General features: G+C 58.2%; 15 protein-coding genes. 3 read left to right on the top strand and 12 right to left on the bottom strand.

The genetic code is table 11. The features are described 5' to 3' along the window. Positions 1–4 precede the first annotated feature (4 nt). The 4 genes from FIV05_RS29380 to FIV05_RS29365 all read right to left on the bottom strand — a co-directional run bounded on the left by FIV05_RS29380 (position 5) and on the right by FIV05_RS29365 (position 4,386). Positions 5–1,021 carry a LacI family DNA-binding transcriptional regulator gene (locus FIV05_RS29380; protein WP_022999577.1) on the bottom strand — a complete coding sequence of 339 codons (1,017 nt, stop codon included), beginning with the start codon at positions 1,019–1,021 and terminating at the stop codon, positions 5–7. A gap of 155 nt (positions 1,022–1,176) precedes the next feature. Beyond that, entirely contained in the window at positions 1,177–2,517 is a 1,341-nt protein-coding gene (locus FIV05_RS29375) for a HAMP domain-containing sensor histidine kinase (protein WP_152512424.1), read from the bottom strand. After that, positions 2,514–3,002 carry a molybdopterin-dependent oxidoreductase gene (locus tag FIV05_RS29370; protein ID WP_286202328.1) on the bottom strand — a complete coding sequence of 163 codons (489 nt, stop codon included), beginning with the start codon at positions 3,000–3,002 and terminating at the stop codon, positions 2,514–2,516. The genes FIV05_RS29375 and FIV05_RS29370 overlap by 4 nt, the downstream gene beginning before the upstream one ends. Positions 3,003–3,405: 403 nt before the next feature. Next, positions 3,406–4,386, bottom strand: a complete 981-nt coding sequence (locus FIV05_RS29365) for a hypothetical protein (protein ID WP_152512426.1) — start codon at positions 4,384–4,386, stop codon at positions 3,406–3,408. Positions 4,387–4,587: 201 nt separating this feature from the next. Here FIV05_RS29365 and FIV05_RS29360 point away from each other — a divergent pair, with 201 nt between their 5' ends. The 3 genes from FIV05_RS29360 (at position 4,588) to FIV05_RS29350 (ending at position 7,685) form a co-directional block, all read left to right on the top strand. After that, positions 4,588–5,709 carry a response regulator gene (locus tag FIV05_RS29360; RefSeq protein ID WP_152512427.1) on the top strand — a complete coding sequence of 374 codons (1,122 nt, stop codon included), beginning with the start codon at positions 4,588–4,590 and terminating at the stop codon, positions 5,707–5,709. Between the two features lie 203 nt (positions 5,710–5,912). Then, a complete protein-coding gene (locus tag FIV05_RS29355; RefSeq protein ID WP_286202329.1) occupies positions 5,913–6,884 on the top strand; it encodes an ATP-grasp domain-containing protein in 972 nt (323 codons plus the stop codon). Between the two features lie 129 nt (positions 6,885–7,013). Further along, complete coding sequence (locus FIV05_RS29350) at positions 7,014–7,685, top strand: HAD family hydrolase (protein WP_152512428.1); 672 nt, start codon at positions 7,014–7,016, stop codon at positions 7,683–7,685. 25 nt (positions 7,686–7,710) lie between these two features. On the opposite strand, the gene FIV05_RS29345 is transcribed toward FIV05_RS29350, so the two are convergent. The 8 genes from FIV05_RS29345 to FIV05_RS29310 all read right to left on the bottom strand — a co-directional run bounded on the left by FIV05_RS29345 (position 7,711) and on the right by FIV05_RS29310 (position 18,062). Continuing rightward, positions 7,711–8,856, bottom strand: coding sequence for a glycosyltransferase (locus tag FIV05_RS29345; RefSeq protein ID WP_152512429.1), 1,146 nt, complete (start codon positions 8,854–8,856; stop codon positions 7,711–7,713). A 4-nt stretch (positions 8,857–8,860) separates the two neighbouring features. Continuing rightward, positions 8,861–9,691 (bottom strand): sulfotransferase, encoded by an 831-nt coding sequence (locus FIV05_RS29340; RefSeq protein WP_152512430.1) that lies wholly within the window; start codon positions 9,689–9,691, stop codon positions 8,861–8,863. After that, the gene (locus tag FIV05_RS29335) at positions 9,684–10,877 is read right to left on the bottom strand and encodes a glycosyltransferase family 4 protein (RefSeq protein ID WP_152512431.1); all 1,194 of its coding nucleotides are present in this window, start codon (positions 10,875–10,877) and stop codon (positions 9,684–9,686) included. Before FIV05_RS29335 ends, FIV05_RS29340 begins: the two co-directional genes overlap by 8 nt. Before the next feature lie 13 nt (positions 10,878–10,890). Then, positions 10,891–12,060: a polysaccharide biosynthesis/export family protein gene (locus FIV05_RS29330; RefSeq protein ID WP_173014031.1), complete on the bottom strand. Its 1,170-nt coding sequence runs from the start codon at positions 12,058–12,060 to the stop codon at positions 10,891–10,893. A 240-nt stretch (positions 12,061–12,300) separates the two neighbouring features. Further along, a complete protein-coding gene (locus FIV05_RS29325) occupies positions 12,301–13,560 on the bottom strand; it encodes an O-antigen ligase family protein (RefSeq protein ID WP_152512433.1) in 1,260 nt (419 codons plus the stop codon). Then, positions 13,557–14,894: a lipopolysaccharide biosynthesis protein gene (locus FIV05_RS29320; RefSeq protein WP_152512434.1), complete on the bottom strand. Its 1,338-nt coding sequence runs from the start codon at positions 14,892–14,894 to the stop codon at positions 13,557–13,559. The genes FIV05_RS29325 and FIV05_RS29320 overlap by 4 nt, the downstream gene beginning before the upstream one ends. After that, positions 14,894–16,300: a hypothetical protein gene (locus tag FIV05_RS29315; protein ID WP_152514019.1), complete on the bottom strand. Its 1,407-nt coding sequence runs from the start codon at positions 16,298–16,300 to the stop codon at positions 14,894–14,896. Before FIV05_RS29315 ends, FIV05_RS29320 begins: the two co-directional genes overlap by 1 nt. Further along, the gene (locus FIV05_RS29310; protein WP_173014030.1) at positions 16,290–18,062 is read right to left on the bottom strand and encodes a Wzz/FepE/Etk N-terminal domain-containing protein; all 1,773 of its coding nucleotides are present in this window, start codon (positions 18,060–18,062) and stop codon (positions 16,290–16,292) included. Before FIV05_RS29310 ends, FIV05_RS29315 begins: the two co-directional genes overlap by 11 nt. Between the last annotated feature and the right edge of the window lie 185 nt (positions 18,063–18,247).

Raw genomic sequence — 18,247 nt, 5'->3', positions numbered from 1 at the left:
ATTTTCAGATGGAGGCGACCGATGCGCGCACGATGAGATCGCCTGGAGGAAGAAGGAGACTTTCGAGCGCTGAGCCCTCGTCGGGCGCAGTTCCCTGGATCAGGTCGATGAGCCGGCTGGCTGCCGCGCGGCCCATTTCCTGGGAGGGTAAAGCCACTGTGGTCACCTGGGGATAAACGACCCGGGCAAGCAGGTCGTCATGCATTGTGACGACGGAAACATCTTCCGGCACACGGAGCTTGAGTTCGTGCAATCTGGCGATGGCCGCAGCCGCGGTCAGCAGCGTCGCGGCGTGAATTGCGGTCACGCCGCAGGCCAGCAGTTTGTCGACGGCAGCAGGTACGGCTGCAGGATCATAGCCTGCCTGGGCAACGAATTCCTCGCCGTGGTCGAGGCCGGCGGCTTCAAGAGCCTGTTGCCAACCCTGACGCCGCATGTCGCCATTGAACCGGCCGAGCCGCCCGGCCAGATGCCCGATCCGGCGATGCCCCATGGCGATGAGGTGCTCAACCCCGATGCGGGCCGCCTCGCGGGTATCGATCGCAACGCAATTCCGGTCACCGGCCAGATGTCGGTTGAGGATCACATGCGGCAATCCCGTGCTGTTCAGCATCTGTCGCAACCGGTCATCCTCATCGAAACTCGCGATGATGACACCCTCGATGATGCTTGATCGAGAAATGTCCGTGATGATCTCGCGCCCATCCCCCTTGTCATAGGAGACCAGAAGGGCAAAACCTTTCTCGCGTGCCTCGATTTCGGCTCCCACAATCGCCGACGCAAAGATCGGGTTTTCGATCTGCGGGACAACCATCAAAAGTGTCGAGGATTTTGCGGTTTTCAGGGCTCTCGCAACCGGGTTGCCGTGATAGCCGAGTCGTTCGGCTGTTTCCAGAATATGGGTTCTGGTCTTTTGGGAAACACGTCCCTTGTTCTGAAGCACGCGCGAAACTGTCGACACGTTGACACCGGTTGCCTCTGCCACATCGCGCAGGGTCACAAGTGGTTTTTTGCGCTTCATTTCCCCTCCCCTGGAAACTGATGGATTCCGAGCTCAGATCCTGATTTCGCAGAATCTGCGCAAGTAGGTCTGTGCTCAGATCAATGTTCGCACTTCACGTGCGAACAAAAGCCGTGAATCCAGTCTCATAGCAGTTTTGGTGACAAGAACGCCATCTATTGCACACCCGGCCATTTCTCCGGCAGTTTCAAAGTAAAGGTCGATCCTATTCCCGCCTGACTTTCAAAAGACAACTCTCCCCCGAGCAACCTGGCAACCTGGGAAGAGATGTTGAGCCCGATACCCGTGCCGGGAATTCCCGCAGTGCCGTTACCGCGAAAGAAGCGGCTGAACACGCGCTCCTGCTCCTCCGGGGGAATACCAACACCCCGATCGTGCACGGAGATGAAAATGGACCTGTTCTGCGCCCGGACACTCACTGAAACCGGCTCGGTAACCGGCGAATACTTCACCGCATTCGATAGAAGATTGTCGAGGATCTGTTCCGCCAGCAACTGGTCCGTCTCGATCGATTGGGGAACCTTGTTGCCAATTTCCAGGGAAAACGCCCGCTCCGGTGTCTCTTCTCTCTGACGGGCGATCACCCGTTGAATGAGATCCTCGAAATGGCAGTTTCCGGGCTTGGCCGTCACCTGTCTTTCTTCAAGCCGTATGACATCCAGCGTCGCTTCCAGCAGGCTTGTCAGGCCCCGGACTTCGGAGCGCACCTGGCTTGCCCGTTGCCTGATTTCCTCAGTTGGCATCTGGTTCCCGCTTCGCAAGACGCGCTGCATCGCGGAATCGATGACGGCGAGCGGCGTTCGAAACTGGTGAGAAACCAGAGCAACGAAACTGCGGTAGATCTCGGCGGTTTCGCGTTCACGCAAGAGCGACAGCCGGATGCGTTGCTGTTCGGCCATCGCCCGCAACATCGTGAAGGACAGAAAGGCACCGAGAACAATGATCGCCACGATGGAAATGATGACCTGCACGATTGCGGCACGTTGATTGTCGAGCCGCGCACCCGTTGCCTCCCATTGCCGGACCATGGACTGGTTTCCGGCGCGGCCGAGATCCTCAATCAAGGGCTGGAGAAGGACATGAACGGCAGTAGCCGTCTGGACGTCGCCATACGACATGTCCAGGATTTTTGCCTCAAGCGCTCGTAGCGACCCAGTCACCTTTTCCAGCTCGCCGTCCAGGCCCAGCTCTCGCATGTAGCGTTGTTGAGGCCCCTCCGATAAGAGGTTCAAGCGGCTAAGCATCACGTTGTATCGTTTGTCCAGTTCAGCCGCCTTGCGGGAGATGCTGCCGACATGACGGGAAACCTCGGCATCCAGCAGGAGCGCCGCGGACTGCGTTCGTGAGATCGCCCACAGCATGTTGTCCCCCTCGTTGCGCCGCAATTCCGCTTCGGTATCGAGAAGCCGTGCGAGGGAAAAAACGAGCAGCAAGACGAAGGCAACGGATGCAGTGCCTGCGACGATATAGGCGACAAGGTCGCTCCTGCGCGTCATTTGATCTTCAGTTGGATCAACTGCCACACCCAGCGATAGTCGTAACGGATGTCCTGAAGATCGGAATGCTCGTCCCGGGGATAGACGATCCAGAAAGGGCCCTTATCCGAGGGTTGTAGCCGTTCGCCATCCATATGGGTTGCGACAAGAACATCGTACCGCACGAAGTCTTCCATCGGGATGTCGATGGTATAATCGTTGAGCGCACTGGCGGTAACCGTCTTGCCGTCGGCGCCGACGAATTCAAGCAGGTCGCGCATCAGGAAGCCGTCGAAGCGTTTTACGCCATCCGTGACGACAGTTGAGGTCTCGAGGGTGTGACGGGGCAGTGCTTCCAGCATTGCATCGTCAAGAAGCGCAGTGCCCTCCGAGTTTGTCTTGCGGATATTGCCGGTGACTGTCAGTCGGACTTCGCCTGCTGGGGCGGTCAGTGACACATTTTCCGATCGAGCTGTCGGAACGGATAAACCGACACCGATCAGCATGAGCATTGTCCCTGCAAATGCCTTTGACCGTTTGAGGGAAGAAAGCAGAATTGTGAACCTGACGGAGCAGCCAACGTGACTGCAACACCGGCACAACGCCGCTGCCATGTCTTTTCGTCTCGTTGCCGGTAACGCTTGTTTTTCAAATGCTTCAATCAATGATCGGGCCCGCAAAGGTCAAAAAAATTATTATGGCACCGGTTGTCGATGTTGCAAACATTCAACCGATGCCAGACCTCCGATGTTGACCACGCCGAAAATTGCACATTTCGCCCTGTCCCGAGTTCCCGCTACGCGAACAACAAGAAACAGGGCGCTGATTTGCCGGATGCCGGATGCCGGATGCCGGATGCTGGATGCCGGTGCGGACAGGACAAGGCAGACCTGACTGCGTGCGTGATAATCAGCCAGCCGCCTTGACAGGATCGTTGATCCGGGGAGGCTGATAGGACGCCGCCTTTTCCTTCAGACTGGAAAATTTTGTCGAAAGCTGTTCGAGCTTGGCTTCCCAGGCTGGATCAGGCTGTTGCCCTTCGATTGTCCGGAAGTAGACCTCCATGATGCAGGTGACTGCAAAAGGCTCCAGCAAAGCGGACTTGACGGACCACGCGAACAAAATTGCAAACACGATGCCGCCCGCAGACCAGCTGCCTGGAACGAGATATGCGACCAGGGCGGCCGGAGCCAACATGACGAGGAATACAAGAAAGGACAGGCCGTAGACGATAAGAGTGAGCCAGGCGGCATTCTTCAGCATCGGTTTGTAATTCTGGGCGTAAAGCACCAGCCCGCTCCGGGACGAAGCCCACACGTTTTCCGAATTTGTCCGGATCGTATAGGCGAGGATAACCTCGTCGATGAAACCGACCGCAATGCGCAGGAAGGCCTCGGCAATCGAGATAAGTTGCCGAGCGCCGGGGATCGGCAGAAGCGTGAAGACGCCCCGCACCAGGCCCGTGATTGCGCGCAGCACGCCCTTTATCAGCTGGTCGACACCAAAAAGCACACTGGCCAGCATAAACCTTTGAGAGACTTCTTCGCGGGCGTAGGCGATCTGCGACCGGCCGCCCGGCATCTCCTTGCCGTCGAGCAGCTTGACCAGAACGGCAATGTGCCCGGCCTTGACGACATACAGAACGTATTCTCTCAGCAGATACATCACGACGGCGACCGCACCGAACCCGATGACACCGCCCCAGGTCGTGGTCGTTGCCTGGAAATCGGCATCGCCGAACCCGCCGATGCCCCAGCCGACGCCGGCGCCGACACCCGTTGCAAGAATGTAGGCAACGGCAGCTCCGAAATAGACCGCCATGCGCAAGATGATGAAGGGCAGTGTCTGAAACATCAGGCCTAATGCACGGCCGATAGAAAAATCCCACATATCTGGCGTCTCCTTGAACGCTCTGTTGCAATATGGCGGGAGAATATTGTCGAACGTGAATACTGTCCCCCTGCGTTTGAACGGGGACAGGTGAATGAAATCGCGTCAAGAAAGACCGCCCATTGACGCCGCCATCCATGGAACCGACTATCGGGTTCATCATGGTCGGATTTCAACGTGGTCTGGTTCAAAGAGCAGTTGATGCAATCGATGCCCAAATCCGGTTCGAAACTGACGGTTCTCTGTGTTGAGGACCAGTGCCATCTTCGCCAGGACATCATCGATGAACTTTCCGCTGCAGGCTATGACGCGGTCGGTGCAGCTGATGGCCGTGAAGCGCTGGACGTGCTGGAAACGGTCCGCCCGCATCTCATCTTGTGCGATATCTCCATGCCCCGGCTCGATGGTTACGGCTTGCTCGAAACCGTCAGAGGCAGGCACACGCACCTCGCAGATGTTCCATTCGTTTTCCTGACGGCGCTAAACCAGCGCGACGAGATCATTCATGGCAAGCGCGCGGGTGCGGACGATTATCTGGTCAAACCGATAGACTATGACCTGTTGCTGGCGACGATCGAGGCTCGCTTGCGCCAGGTCAGCCGGATCGACGACAGGCAAAAAAACGAACTGGAAACGCTTCGGCAGGCCCTGGCAGGCAGTGGATCGGACCGATCGCTTGGAATGAACGGCATGGAGAGCGTTCTCAACGTGCTTTCCTTCGGTATCGTGCTGGTGTCGTTGTCCGGTGTCGTCTTCGCAAATCGAGCAGCGCGGGAAATTCATATGGCCAGGGACGGGCTGGTAATTGACCGGACGCTCCATACCGGTTCATCGCAGCTTGCCAACGATATCAGGAAACTGCTGGCGAGCGCCTGTGAGGCTGCCTGCAAGGGCCAGGACCACCTTGCCAGCCTGACGGTGCAAAGACCGTCCGGACGCCGTGATTTTCTGCTTACGGTCTGTTCGCTTCCGGACAGTACAGGACTGCCGAACGATGACGCGAAGGCGGTGATTTTCATTTCGGATCTCGCGCATCGGCCAAGGATGCCGGACGAGATCCTGGCAGGCCTGTTCGATCTGACGCCGACTGAATCGGAGGTCGCCCGCGCGTTGGCGCAGGGGCGGCGAAAGGAAGACATCGCGCAGGAGCTTTCAATCGCACCGACAACAGTCGCTTTTCATTTGCGCAATCTCTTCGAAAAGACCGGCACCAATCGTCAGGCAGACCTCATCGCACTGCTTCTCACCGGCCTTGTCTCGATCAAGGAACCGCAGGGGGACGTTGAGAAACGTGGAAAGGCTGAAGCGTTTCCAGCAACGTGACGACACCAGGATGAGCATGCCGGCAACTTTGTTACGCAGGTGAATTTCAACAATCAAAAAGATCACGCTGACTTCATTACGTTCTTGAATCTGAATTCACAAACTAGCCAAGGCTGGTTATATTCTCTCTGCGGTCGAAATTGCCGCGTATACTGAATTGATATTCCATTTGAATTGCCTCTCACATTTCCGGAGAATTTGTTGTGCCGGTCAAAAATTTACGATTGCTGCTTTGTTCTGCGGGACGCCGCGTAGGTTTGCTTCAATGTTTCCGATCTGCTGCCGACCATCTGGGAATCCAGCTGGAAATTCTAGCTTGTGACCTCGCTCCGGATTTAAGTGCGGCATGCGCAGCTGCGGATCAGGCGTTTGCGGTGCCGCGTTGCGACGACCCGAGCTATGCCAACGCTATCCTCGACATTGTGCGTGACAATCGGGTCGATCTGGTGGTTCCGACGATTGACACGGAGTTGATGGCACTTGCCTGCGTGTCCGACGCGTTCACCCAACTGGGAGCGCGGGTGCATGTGGCGCCGACTGAAGTCATCGAAATTGTGAGGGACAAGCGGCTGACGTCTGAAATGCTCGAGGCTGCAGGCGTGCCGGTGCCGAAATCGCTGGGACATGAAGCGTTGCTGTCCGATCCGGACGCACTCGGCTGGCCGGTGTTTGCCAAGCCGAGCGGCGGCAGCGCCAGCCGGGGTCTGCAGGTCTTTCAGGCTATCGAAGAGCTGCCCGGTCGTTTTGAGGAACCAATGGTCTTTCAGCAGTTTCTGCGTGGCCCGGAATACACGATCAACATGTTCGTCGATTCAGGCGGCAGCCTGCGAACGGTGGTTCCTCATCTGCGCATCCAGATCCGCGCGGGTGAAGTCGAGAAGGGAAGAACGGTGCGACGGGATGACTTCCGGCAAATCGCCGAAGGCGTGCACCGGGCCTTGCCGAGCCTGACCGGCGTGGCCTGTTTCCAGGTGATCGACGACCCGGAGCTGGGACCGCGTGTCATTGAAATCAATGCGAGATTCGGGGGCGGGTATCCCTTGGCAGACCATGCCGGCGCGCGTTTTGCACAATGGCTTCTTGAGGAAGTGTCGGGCCTCCCGTGCAGCGCAAACGATGACTGGCGAGAAAATGTCAAAATGCTCCGATACGACAGCGCGATCTACGACGGCTGATCGTCGCAGGTTTGCCGGAGCCGCAATGGTCTTTTGTCAGAACCCGCACCTCGGCTCTGTTCTGGCAGTAGAAACCCTGGCCGGTAGCGTTGTCCGGTCGACCTCACATTCGTTAACTGGCGGATTGCGATGATTGTTTTTGATCTGGACGATACGCTCTATCTGGAGCGGGAGTTTGCGTTCAGCGGCTATCGTTTTCTCGACGGTTGGGCGAAAGAACGCGAAAGCCTGGAAGGCTTTGGCAAGGCCTGCAAGGTGTTGTTCGAGGAAGGCGAGCGGCGCCAGATCTTCAACCGCGCGCTTGAAAGGCTCGGGCACTGCGGCGACAGCCATTTGATCGCTGATCTTGTTGCGGCTTACCGCGGCCACCCGCCGCAGATTGCGCTGGCTCCGGACGCGGTGCGTTTTCTCGAGCGTCACCGCGGTCCGTTCGGTCTGATTACGGACGGTCCGGCGGAAACTCAAAACGCCAAGATCGTTGCCCTTGGTCTTGACCGCTGGATTGAGAATATCCGCAAGACCGGAGACTGGCCTCAGGGATATGGCAAACCACACCCCCGCGCTTACGAGGAAATGGAAGGACTTGCAGCAGACGACGGGCCGATGGTCTACGTCGCCGACAATCCCGCCAAGGACTTCGTGACGCCAAAAGCGCGCGGCTGGATCACCGTTCAGATCCGGCGGGCGGGCGCCGTGCATCCGCCGCACGCGAAAGATGATGCGCACGCGGCCCATGTCGAAATAACGTCGCTGGATGAACTCGACGGCGCGTTGACGGTCCAGACGGTTTCGATGAAATAGCTAACTGTGGGCCGCAAGTGTGCCTTCATGCTGGGCCGTGCTGCGACAGAACCTCCTGGTATTCACCGAGAATGTGCTTCACCTGGTAGTTCTCCACGATGCGTTGTCGAGCCCTTTTTCCGAGGTCGGCAAGCTCATCGGAGGGCATTCGGGCAAATTCGGCCATCGCATCACACAGCGCATCCGGATCGCCTGGTGAAACAACCTTGCCGGTATCCGCAACAACAAGTGCGGCGTCGCCGACATTGGTGGTGACCACCGGGCGGGCATGGCTCATGGCTTCGGCGACGACATTCGGGAACCCTTCCGTTCTGGACGACAGGACGAGAACATCTATCTGCGAATAGAAATCACCCATGTCACGCAGCTCTCCCAGCAATTTCAGACGTGCCGGATCAAGCCCTGCGTCTTCAATCATGGCCATAACTTCGCTGTTGCGGTCATCAAGACCGAAACCTGCGGCAACAAAGCGGGCATCGGGAAATTGTGCGGCCATCTGCGCTGCGGCCCGGAAGAAGTTCAAGTGGTCCTTTTGAGGATGAAAGCGCGCGGCTATACCGAACACACGGGCCTTGCGCGGCGTGGGGTCCGCCTGCTCGGGAACCACGACGCCGTTCGGGATGACCTTTCCGAACCGTGCGGCATAGCCATACTGTTCGTGCTGCTCTCTAGCCCGTGTCGAATTGTAAACGATGCCGGCAGCGCGAGACGATAGCATGCGTGCCCCTGCGACAGCGAGGCGCGTGCTTCGCGTCAGGCTGCGCGGATCGTCAAGTGCCTGGCGCACCGTCCAGAAGACGGGCGGCGCCCCGGCCAGGCGCGCCGACAAGGTGCCGACAACCATCGCATGATACATCCAGCACAGCACTGCTCGCGGGCGCTTCTCCCGCATCAGCCCTGTCAGTTTCAAGATTGCACCCGGCATGTGCACCGCTCCGCGTGCGTTGAGCGGATGATATTCCACGTCCGGACGTCCGGCCAAACTCAGGTTGCGCTCTGAAACGCCGATCAGAGGGACCACGATTGCCGGTTCGGATGTCGCCGCCAGAAGTCTTGCCAGCATCGTTTCCGCTCCGCCGCTGGCGGCGAAATTCGTAATCACATGCATGACCGGTGCGGCAGTGCCCGTTCCAGCCTCCAGTCCAGCACCTTCGCTGCCAACGTAGTCCATCAGGTCACGCCTTTCGTGCACCCTGCCAGACGTCGAGGGGTCTGCCGATCCGCTGTTCAAGTTCGCTGACTTCCGGAGCGAAGAAGTCCTGCAGCCTTTTTTCCAGATCGGGGCTCAACGGCGGGTATTCCTGTGGCCGGGCGACGGCATCGCGAAGCACCTTCATTGGCCTGGTATGCCGAACGCCGTCCAGAACGGGGCGAAACGGCTTCAGGACCTTGCGCAGAGGCAGTGGAACGATGGCTGCGTTCTTGTCTTTCACCTTGCTGTCTACCGGAGGAGCCAGCGGTGCCTCGTGACCGATATGAGTGGCAAGGCGGGCGAGCTGATTTTCAGGCTGGCGCCGGATATCCTCGAACAGCAGCAGCAGGATCTGCTCCGGCGGAAACAGGTCGTAGAACCGGCGAAGATGCAGGGCATAACGGCCGTCGTTGATGAAACGCTGTCCTGCGGCCTTCGCCGGGTCGAGATGATCCTCGATGTTTCGAGACACCTCCCCGCGTCGCAAGAGCATGCAGTAATCGGAGTAGGCACGCGCCGAAGGTTCCCGCATCTGAACGATCAGCCGGACATCGGGAAGGTCCCGCCGGATGCGCTCTGCCGCCTCGGGCTGCGTGAGATAGGTATTCGACTTCTCTCCGACGATTGCGTCCGGTTTACTGAAGTCGAATTGAGACAGGTACCAGTCCGCTCCACGGTGATACTCATCGGAAAAGTAATGCAGCTCCGGGCTGGGCATCGATATCGTCGGACTGCGCTCCAGAGATCTTTGCAGCCAGGTTGTTGCGGACTTGGCCGCGCCGAAAATCAGAAATCGTATGTTTGAGTCAAGCATATGCGGTACCTGCTACCTGGGTGCCTTCAACGAGCTGTTCGTAAAGGCGGGAAATTTCGGAAACATGGCGTTCGGCGCCATACTTGGCCGCGGCATCAGCCTGCGCAGCGTCGGCAATCCGGGTTTGCAACAAAGGGTCACTGAGCAGTTTGCAAATAGGTTCGACAAAGCTCTCCGGATCGTCCGGCTCAACAAGGAACCCCGTCAGACCGTCCTCGATCGCTTCGATGTTGCCACCGTGCCGTGTCGCGACGACGGGCGTCCCCAGATACATGCTCTCGATCAGGGTCCGGCCGAATGGCTCGTTGACAGCCGGAACAAGCATGACATCGACACCGCTCATTGCCTCGAAAACCGGTGAGCGGAAGCCCATGAAATGAAAATTGTCGTTCAGTCCCAGGATTCTGACCAGCGCCTTGCAGGTTTCGTCCAGGCCCCGGGTTGCATCGACGGTATCGCCAAACAGCAATCCGTGCACCTGACGTGACGGCAAGGCGCGGCGAGCCGCATCGACCGCCCGAACAAAGCCGTCGGGACGTTTGCGTTTGATGATCGAGCCGAAATACCCGAGCAGCACCGCGTCCCTTGGCAGACCGAGTTCGTCGCAAAGCTTGTCATGGGAATTTGTGCGATCGGGCCGAATGGCTGGAAAATCGAAAGGACTTCGGATCACGATTGCACGGTCGCCAATCGGCCGGATCGGACGCGATGGCATGGCGTAATGTGAAACGCTCACGATATGGTCGGCGAGCAAGGGGGCGAGCGTGTTCGCCCCTTTCGCGGCCGGATCCTGGCGATGATGCCAGAGGTGGCGACAACCAGACAGTTTGCTGGGCAAGATCCAGTTGGCGTGCATGCGTCCTTCGTTCGTATGCACGATATCGGGATCGATCTTTTTCAGCGTTCGTCGCAAGGCCGGCAGTGTTCGCGTCAGATAGCCGAGCCCTCCTACTCGGCCGGGCAGAGGCAGGCCGGGCGACGACATCAGTGGCGTGTCCTCCAGCACCTCGTAATCGAGCCCAAGCTCCCGCGCCTTTTGGCCAATGGCGCCAGGTTCGAAATGGACGAGGACACGTGCCTCGAAACGGTTCGGATCCAGGGCGGCGGCAAGGCTGAGCGCCGAAATGTGGCTGCCGCCCAGGACAGGTCCGCCTACGAACGGAAATAATATTCGAATGCGTCTCATCACTGCTCCGGACCTACTTGGACGCTGGTTCAGAAATCGTCAGGTTGATGGTCAGACTGTCGCCCGGACGCATGAAAGCATTCAGGTCGACGTCCAGGCTCTGCATCTCGCCGTTCTCGAGCCGCGATATCCTGTAGGAAGGTGTGACAATGCTGTCCTGGGCGGTGGTATCAACAGAGTTCGCGGACAGCGTCTCGGCGTAGACCTTTCGGGCCAGCTCAAGACGGGATTCGACCTCGAAACGCTTTGATTTCACCTCCGTGAGTTCGGAGAGCTTTTCCCCGCGGGTCCTGTCGAACAGGGTCGCGGCGTCTCTCGATGCAAGATTGAGACGCTGCTGCGCGTCGAGACGGGCGACTTCGAGCTGCAGACGTTTTGCCTCCAGATCGTTGAGCGCCGTATTGGCAGAGGACACGCGGGTCGTCACGGCCAGCCCCTTGTCCTTCAGATGCTCCATCGATGCGAGATCCTTGCGGGCCAGTTCGATCTGGTTGTCACGCAAGACGATTTCTTCGGACAGTTGAGAGATTTTCTCGTTCAGCAGGACACGAAGATCCTTGAGGCTCTGAAGCTCGGCCTTGATCACCTTGATGTTGGCGGAAAGGATCTTCGACTGCACAGGATCGGATGATTGCGACTCCACGGCGTCTGGCAATGTCTCCGCCGAATAGAGCTGCACTTCCTGCTCGAGCCTTTTCTCCTGCTGCAACAGTTTGGATGCGGTTCCGCGGAGCTGATTGATCTCTCCCGTTATTCGGGTGAGCGAGGTCTGTTGTGTCCCCTCTTCGTTCGGCAGGCGATAATAGCCACCGGCAATAGCCAGGGCCTTCTCGACCGTCATGCCGGGGATGAAGTCGAATTGTCCGGGAGCCGTAACCGCTCCGCCCACGAACACCGGGGCATACCGGGATACTTCGACGGAGACCGCGGGTAATTCCGTCAAGCCGACGATGCGCTGCATGCGGCTGGCAATAGTATCCGCGACCTCGTCCAGGGTCTTGCCAACAACTTCCACGGCTCCCGCAATCGGGACATGAATATTGCCGTCCGGTGCCATCTTGTAGGAACCGGCCACGCCATCCCAGTTGGCAAATGTCTTGTTTCTGGCATCCCAGGCGCCGGCACGCAGTTCCAGTGTCTCACCGCCGGACAGCCTGTACTGTTCGGCCGAGAGACCCGACACAAGAAAAGTCGATAATGAAAGTACGGCAATTATAAACCGAATACTCAATGCGCGATCTCCCATATTTTAACTTAAAGAAACAAAATTATTATCAATATATCCAAGATTATCACGAAAATCGGAAAACAACGAAAAAGAAATTTTTCCCGAAATAGCGTTAATGATTCTTTCGGGATGCTTTAGTTGCATCCGGTTTTTTCGATGGTCTCGACGAACGTTGGTAAGGACCTTTTTCATGGGTCATCTGTGCTCCCGTCTCTGGTGCCGGCGAACCCGGTAACCCGACAGACAGATCGCCGCCGGAAGCAAGAGGGGAACGGACAGGAACCTGCCGTAAACGTGGGTCACTCCGTTGAGGGCAACCGCGAACATGAGCAGTATCGTGAACATCAGAACCCCGGACCAGCGCGTGTTGGGATTGCTGAATGACCGCCAGCCGACGAATGCCAGTGTAAGCAGCAAGCAGACGAAGCCGAGCAGCGAAACGAGGCCGCCTTCGGAAAACAGCAACAGATAGGTATTGTGAACCGGCGCTCCGTACTGGCTGATCAACCGGTGCTGATCCACTCCGACCCCTAACCAGATCGACCGATCGATCAGGTAAATTGCCTCCTGGATGAGAAGCAGTCGCCCATCGAAGGTTCCCGCCTCGCTGGAATCGCCGGTCGTCAATGCGCCGTAGACCCGCTCCTGAAACACCTCGGGCAGGAAATACTGTCCGAACAGGAATAGGGCCGCCAGTGCAAGAGCTCCAATCCCGATGAAAGCCAGGATATGTTTGGCGGAGCCGTGGAAAAAAGAGATTCCAAATATCCCGACAACCGCGACGATGAACCCTGAATTCGATGCGGACAACAACAGGCCGTAGGCAACGGGTGCCACCAGTGCCAGGAACACGATGCCGGATATCTGGGAGATGAAGTAAAGCCACATCACGTAGACGATCCCTACTCCAGCCAGGAGACCGACCCCGTTTTCCCGCTCGATCAGTCCGGTCAGTCGGCCGTTTCTGGAAAAGAAACGCGCATCGTCCGGGCTGAACACCGAATAGAGCACTCCGTGCAACATCACGAACACAAGGGAAAACGCCATCACCTTGCAGAGGAACATCGTCTCCCGCGCAGGACGCCCCAGAAGCAGCAGCGGTATGCATACAAACGAAAAGACGTACTGGATGACGCCAACCGCACCCGTTAGCGGATCGCCGCTCAACAACGATCCGGCAATCAGGCCACTGCAAAGAAGCAATACCGAGAACAGCCAGAAAGATGTCATGTCCGCGAACGGGCGAAGCGGCACGCGCCTGTTTGCAATCATCACGACGAAAGCGGCGCTGGCGACGAGATCGGACAGCGTGAAGAACACGATGTCGGTTCGAAGGTATGTCATTGGCGACAGGAATACCGCGGCAATGACAAGCAGGCGTTCGATTTCCTGGCTCGTCGTGCTCCGGACAGGAGAACCGCTGTGCGAAGAGATCGGTATCGCGCTTGGGGTCAAGCCGGCCTCCTCACGGTGGGCCGTCGGCGCGACCAGTAAAGGACAAACAAGGTGCCTGCCACGAGCGTGCCATTAAACAGAACATGAGCGACCGAAGCCCCGACCGGCCCCAGCATCCCGACCAGTGGGGCGAAAGAGGCCAAAAACATGACGCTTCCGAGCAAGGTCACCCACAGAAGCTCGCGGTCGCGCCCCATGCTCAACATTGCCGGGTTGAGCACCATGGTTGCCAGGAGAAGTATGACTGCCAGCAACTGGACGTTGACCATGTTCGCAGCCTCGTTGAAGCCCGCGCCGAACATGACTGACAGGACGTATGGCATCAGGAAGGCGGCAGGAACCAGCACGACCACGCAAAGGCCAGCTATTGCCAGAAGCACGCCATTGACGAGCTTGTAAAACCCGCGTTCCTCGCCGGAACTCCATTTGCGGGCCAGTTCCGGAAAGATCGCCTGGTTCAGCGGGCGCCCCAGCTTGAGCGCGCTGTCGGCAACCCGGCGGGCAATATGGAAAAATCCGACGAATTTCTCGTCAACGAGAACCGACAGCAGGATCACGTCAAGACGCTGGACTGTCTGGCGGATAATGACATTGAAGTTCGAATTCCAGAGAAACCGCAGAATTCCGGGGTTCTCTTCGCGTATGCCCCTAATAGGCAGTCGCATGAACTTGCCGTAGCCACGCTGATGGACATATCGGAGCGAATAGACGAACGGCAGCAGACTGTTCGCCAGACCTTCGATCACCGCAACGAGGACAAACCCCCAAAGGCCGTAGCCCATCAACCATACGCCGGCCGACAGCACCAGACGCATCAGGGCAATTCCGACGTCGACCTTGGCAAGAACATCAAACCGGTCGAAAATCCTCAGGACCGCGACCGCGGTCGGCTTGAGGTTGAAGAGAAGCGCCAGCGAAAATAAAGCCAGATAAGCCGCACTATCCTCCGGCCAGCCCATCATTCGGGCGGTCACCTGAGCTGCAAGGATCGAAACCCCGGCAGCCAAAGTGCTGCCTGCAAGGTTCACGTAAACCGAACCCTTCAGCAACCGCATGAACCGGTTGCCGTCATCATCGGACAGAGCGTCGACACCGTATTTGATCACGGCTTGCCAGGGCTCCAGCCGCAACAGCCGGTCGACAATGCGAACATAAGCCTGGAAGATCGCAAACAGGCCGAGGCCTGCCGGACCAAGCGACTGAGCCATGATGGCAAGCGTCCCGATGCTGATCACGCCGCTGACCGCCTGGGACGAGAAGACCCATGAAAAATTGCGCATGAGCCGACCGGCGGTCTGGCTGTCTTCAGCGGAGAGGTTGATCAGGCGGGCCATCAGTCATCCAGCTCCCGGTCGCCGGCAAGCTCTGCCAGCCAAAGCTGTATGTAGGACTGGTCCGTTCCCGCAACGATCTGCCAGGGATCGTCCGGCTGGCCGGCATCAAGCCCGGTTGTTGACTGCTCCCAAGCGTCAGGAAATCCGTCGCCGTCACTGTCCACGACCCGTTCTTCCGGTTGGAGGTCCGGCCAGCCGCCGACTTCGGATGGGGAATCGATCACCTTGCCTTTGCAATCGCGAACGGTTTCGACAAGTTGCTGGTCGAGCGAGTCCCGATGTCCGCCCGATGGCAGGCGGTCGCCCACTCCCTCAAGCACAAGGTCGAGCACTTCGCTTGCCTTCACGCGCGGGACGGACAGTGCGCCGGTCACACCCTCGATGATCTCTGCTCCGGGATCGGCATCGACTTGCCGAAAGGGGCGGTCTTGGTCGCAGCGTCCACGGTCGATTGCGAGAATGTCATCGACCTGAACTTCAAGTCTGTACTGGTCGCTTGCCATGATTGCTTCAACTGCTGCGGGCCGTCTGTCGACGGTGCTCGGGCCGGTCAGGGCAACATTGCCGGCATAGACGATAAACGCGTTGCCGTAGTAGTTTCGAAACTCTCCGAATTGACTGATCGGATTGTAGAATACGCTGTTCACGACCTCGACCGGCCCGTCATCATGGCCGTATATATCGGGATTTCGGTCCCGATTGTGAGCGAAGAGGTTTCGCCAGAGGCTCACGCGTCCGCAATCGAAATCCCGGCCGTCTCCAGAGCAGATCAAGGCCCCCTTGGAGTGGCGCCCTTTCGGGTGGTTGGCATGATCCAGAGCCCAGGCGGAAATGCTGTTGGCGACCGTTATGTCGCTGGAGCGTTCGCGGGAAACGTGGATGCCGAGGTTCTCGTCGGTCGAAAACATCAGGGACAGATGATCAAGATAAACGCGCGTCGCGTTTTCAAGCGTCACCGCATCGACCGACGACGAAGGCTGCTCGCTCGGTCCCGGGCGTACCTTGAGAAACCTGACGACGACATCGCTGGCATTCTTGATGATAACGGGCGTCGCGCGCGACTTGCCCAGTCTGATCTGGATTCCCTGCCCAGGTGCCGTCTGACCTGCGACGTAGAGGTTTGAGCGAAAAAAGAGGGGGGTGTCGAGCGTGATCGTTCCGCTCACCTCAAAGACGCAGATCCGAGGCATTTCGCCCTTTTCGACACAGGCTCGCAAAGAGCCGGCGCCAGCATCTGCCAGCGTTGTGACGGGGATGACCTCCCCTCCGGTCCAGCCGGTTGCAGATGCTCCGAACCCGACCGCCCCCGGAAAGGCTCGAGGCGCGGCCTCGGCCGCCAGCGTTTGCGGCATCAAGAGGCCGAAGACGATAAGGACTGCGGCCTGTGTTCTGTTCCTAGCCATCATTCACCACGATCCCGACGTTTGAGGCGTTGTTCAGTTCGAGTTGCTGAGCGGCTTTCGAAAGGTCTTCGAAGCGTGTCTTCTTCATGCGCGCGACCAGCAGTACTGCCTGCGCGACACTGCCGAGGCGGCATGTCGCGTCGTCACTCAGTACCGGTGGGCAATCGACCACAATTAACGAGTACTTGCGGCGCAGAACGCTGAGTGACGCTTCGACACTGGACATGTTGTTGAACCGCATTGGTACGGGCCCCGGTGCAGGCGCGACTATCGACAGATGCGGATGGCCGGGCAGATGCCACGCGGCCGCATCGATCCGCAAAGGGTTGCTCAGAAGATCGAGAAATCCGTTCGCAGTGCGTTTGCGCGAGAGGGTCGAGATCAAGTCCCTCGGCGAAGGATCAAGATCGACCAGCAGAACATCTTCACCTCCTGCGGCTGCATATGCGGCAAGTGCGAAACTGAGTGTACTCCGGCCGTCCCGGCTCCCGGGTGACGTGATCAGAACCATTGCACCGGTCCCATTCTCGGTCCTGTTGTCCGCCCTGGTGTTTGTTCGTACGGCGGTGTGCAGGGGTGCGATCTTGTGCAGCGCCCGCCGCAAGTTCCCGCTCCTGGTCGTCCATGCCATACGGTTTACGAATTTCCGTGATAGGGGAGGCAATTGCCCCAGAACCGGTGCGCGGAACGCGGTTATCTGCTGCGGCCACCGCAGACGTCCGCGAAGGTTTTCCCGCAAGAGCGCCAGAAGGAAACCGAAAGTGAGCCCGCTGATCAGCGCACCCACCATTTCGGTTTTGGGAGAAGGCGAAACTGGTCTGGTCGTTGGGATAGCGATCGACACTTGCCGCGCGACCGGGGTCAGTAGCGCTTCCTGCAATGCGAGTGCTTCAAGCTGATCGAACAGGAGATCATCCTGTCTTCGCATCGATTCCAGTCTCCGTTCGAAGCCGGTTTTCTCAACTTCGGCCGCCGAACGTGCGTCGAGTTTTGCCAGCGTCGCATCCAGGTCGGCCTTGAGTTCTGCAGACTCTTGCAAGGGTACTCCGCGTTCTTCTGCCAGCGCCAATTGCGCTTGCAGGCGACGAAGATTGTTTGTCAGGGTTTCCGTCTCGGTCAGATCGTCGAGATTGTTAGTTCTGGTGAATTCCAGAAGATTGGCTTCCGCATCTTTCAACGTCTCTTGCAGCGCGGATTGGCGCGACAAGATCGACATCTTGGTTCGTTCGACATCGGCGCGCTGTATCTCAAGCGTGTAGTCGACATAGTTCCGGGCGACAGCATTCGCGATGTCTGCTGCCAATTGAGGGCTGGCGTCCGTGGCGAGGATGTCCAGGGCGAAGGTCGTGGGATGCCAGATGATCTGATAGCTCTCCAGAATGCGATCGACCGTGCTTTCCCTTCCGGACAAGACGTTCTGACCTGTTCCGGAAATCTCATCAGGTACGACCTCCTCCGCTACCCTTGCTGCGAATTCCCGTGACTTCATGACTTCGATTTCAGTGGCCAGTTGAAGCATCGACAAGGTTCTGGCCCGCAACCGGGCACCGAATGGATCGAGACGCAGGACCGCGTCATCGAGTACCAGCGTGGCCTGCGCGCTGTAGGTCGGCACAACGGTGGTGAGCCGGAACCACATCAGGGCACCAGCAGCCAGTATGCACAGGACGATCAGAACCGCATTTCTGAAGATCAGCGTCAGAATCTGGATATTCTCTGGTCTGAACTCGGCAGCACCTTCGGCATGGCGATCACGTTTTGACACCTGATCAGCCACCTTGCCGGCGGTTTGAGAGCTGGTGTTGATCAAAAACAGGGATCGTCTCCTTCATTGTGTCGCGCGTGTGCGCCGAACCATGCGATCGCTTGAAATTGCGGAACACCAGATCAGAACTTGAGCGGCGCCGCGGCACTTGATGCAATTTTCAATAAGCTGCGCGTGAAACACTG

This window comes from Labrenzia sp. THAF191a (assembly GCF_009363335.1).
Lineage (GTDB): Bacteria > Pseudomonadota > Alphaproteobacteria > Rhizobiales > Stappiaceae > Roseibium > Roseibium algicola.
This window is presented reverse-complemented; position numbering and strand designations above follow the sequence as displayed.

Bases quoted from the DNA above. Each gene is read 5' to 3' on its own strand.
- FIV05_RS29340 (WP_152512430.1), bottom strand. From the start codon at position 9,691: ATGCTTGACTCAAACATACGATTTCTGATTTTCGGCGCGGCCAAGTCC.
- FIV05_RS29345 (WP_152512429.1), bottom strand. From the start codon at position 8,856: ATGGACTACGTTGGCAGCGAAGGTGCTGGACTGGAGGCTGGAACGGGC.
- FIV05_RS29365 (WP_152512426.1), bottom strand. From the start codon at position 4,386: ATGTGGGATTTTTCTATCGGCCGTGCATTAGGCCTGATGTTTCAGACA.
- FIV05_RS29335 (WP_152512431.1), bottom strand. From the start codon at position 10,877: ATGAGACGCATTCGAATATTATTTCCGTTCGTAGGCGGACCTGTCCTG.
- FIV05_RS29370 (WP_286202328.1), bottom strand. From the start codon at position 3,002: ATGCTGATCGGTGTCGGTTTATCCGTTCCGACAGCTCGATCGGAAAAT.
- FIV05_RS29320 (WP_152512434.1), bottom strand. From the start codon at position 14,894: ATGGCCCGCCTGATCAACCTCTCCGCTGAAGACAGCCAGACCGCCGGT.
- FIV05_RS29350 (WP_152512428.1), top strand. From the start codon at position 7,014: ATGATTGTTTTTGATCTGGACGATACGCTCTATCTGGAGCGGGAGTTT.
- FIV05_RS29315 (WP_152514019.1), bottom strand. From the start codon at position 16,300: ATGATGGCTAGGAACAGAACACAGGCCGCAGTCCTTATCGTCTTCGGC.
- FIV05_RS29375 (WP_152512424.1), bottom strand. From the start codon at position 2,517: ATGACGCGCAGGAGCGACCTTGTCGCCTATATCGTCGCAGGCACTGCA.
- FIV05_RS29360 (WP_152512427.1), top strand. From the start codon at position 4,588: ATGCAATCGATGCCCAAATCCGGTTCGAAACTGACGGTTCTCTGTGTT.
- FIV05_RS29380 (WP_022999577.1), bottom strand. From the start codon at position 1,021: ATGAAGCGCAAAAAACCACTTGTGACCCTGCGCGATGTGGCAGAGGCA.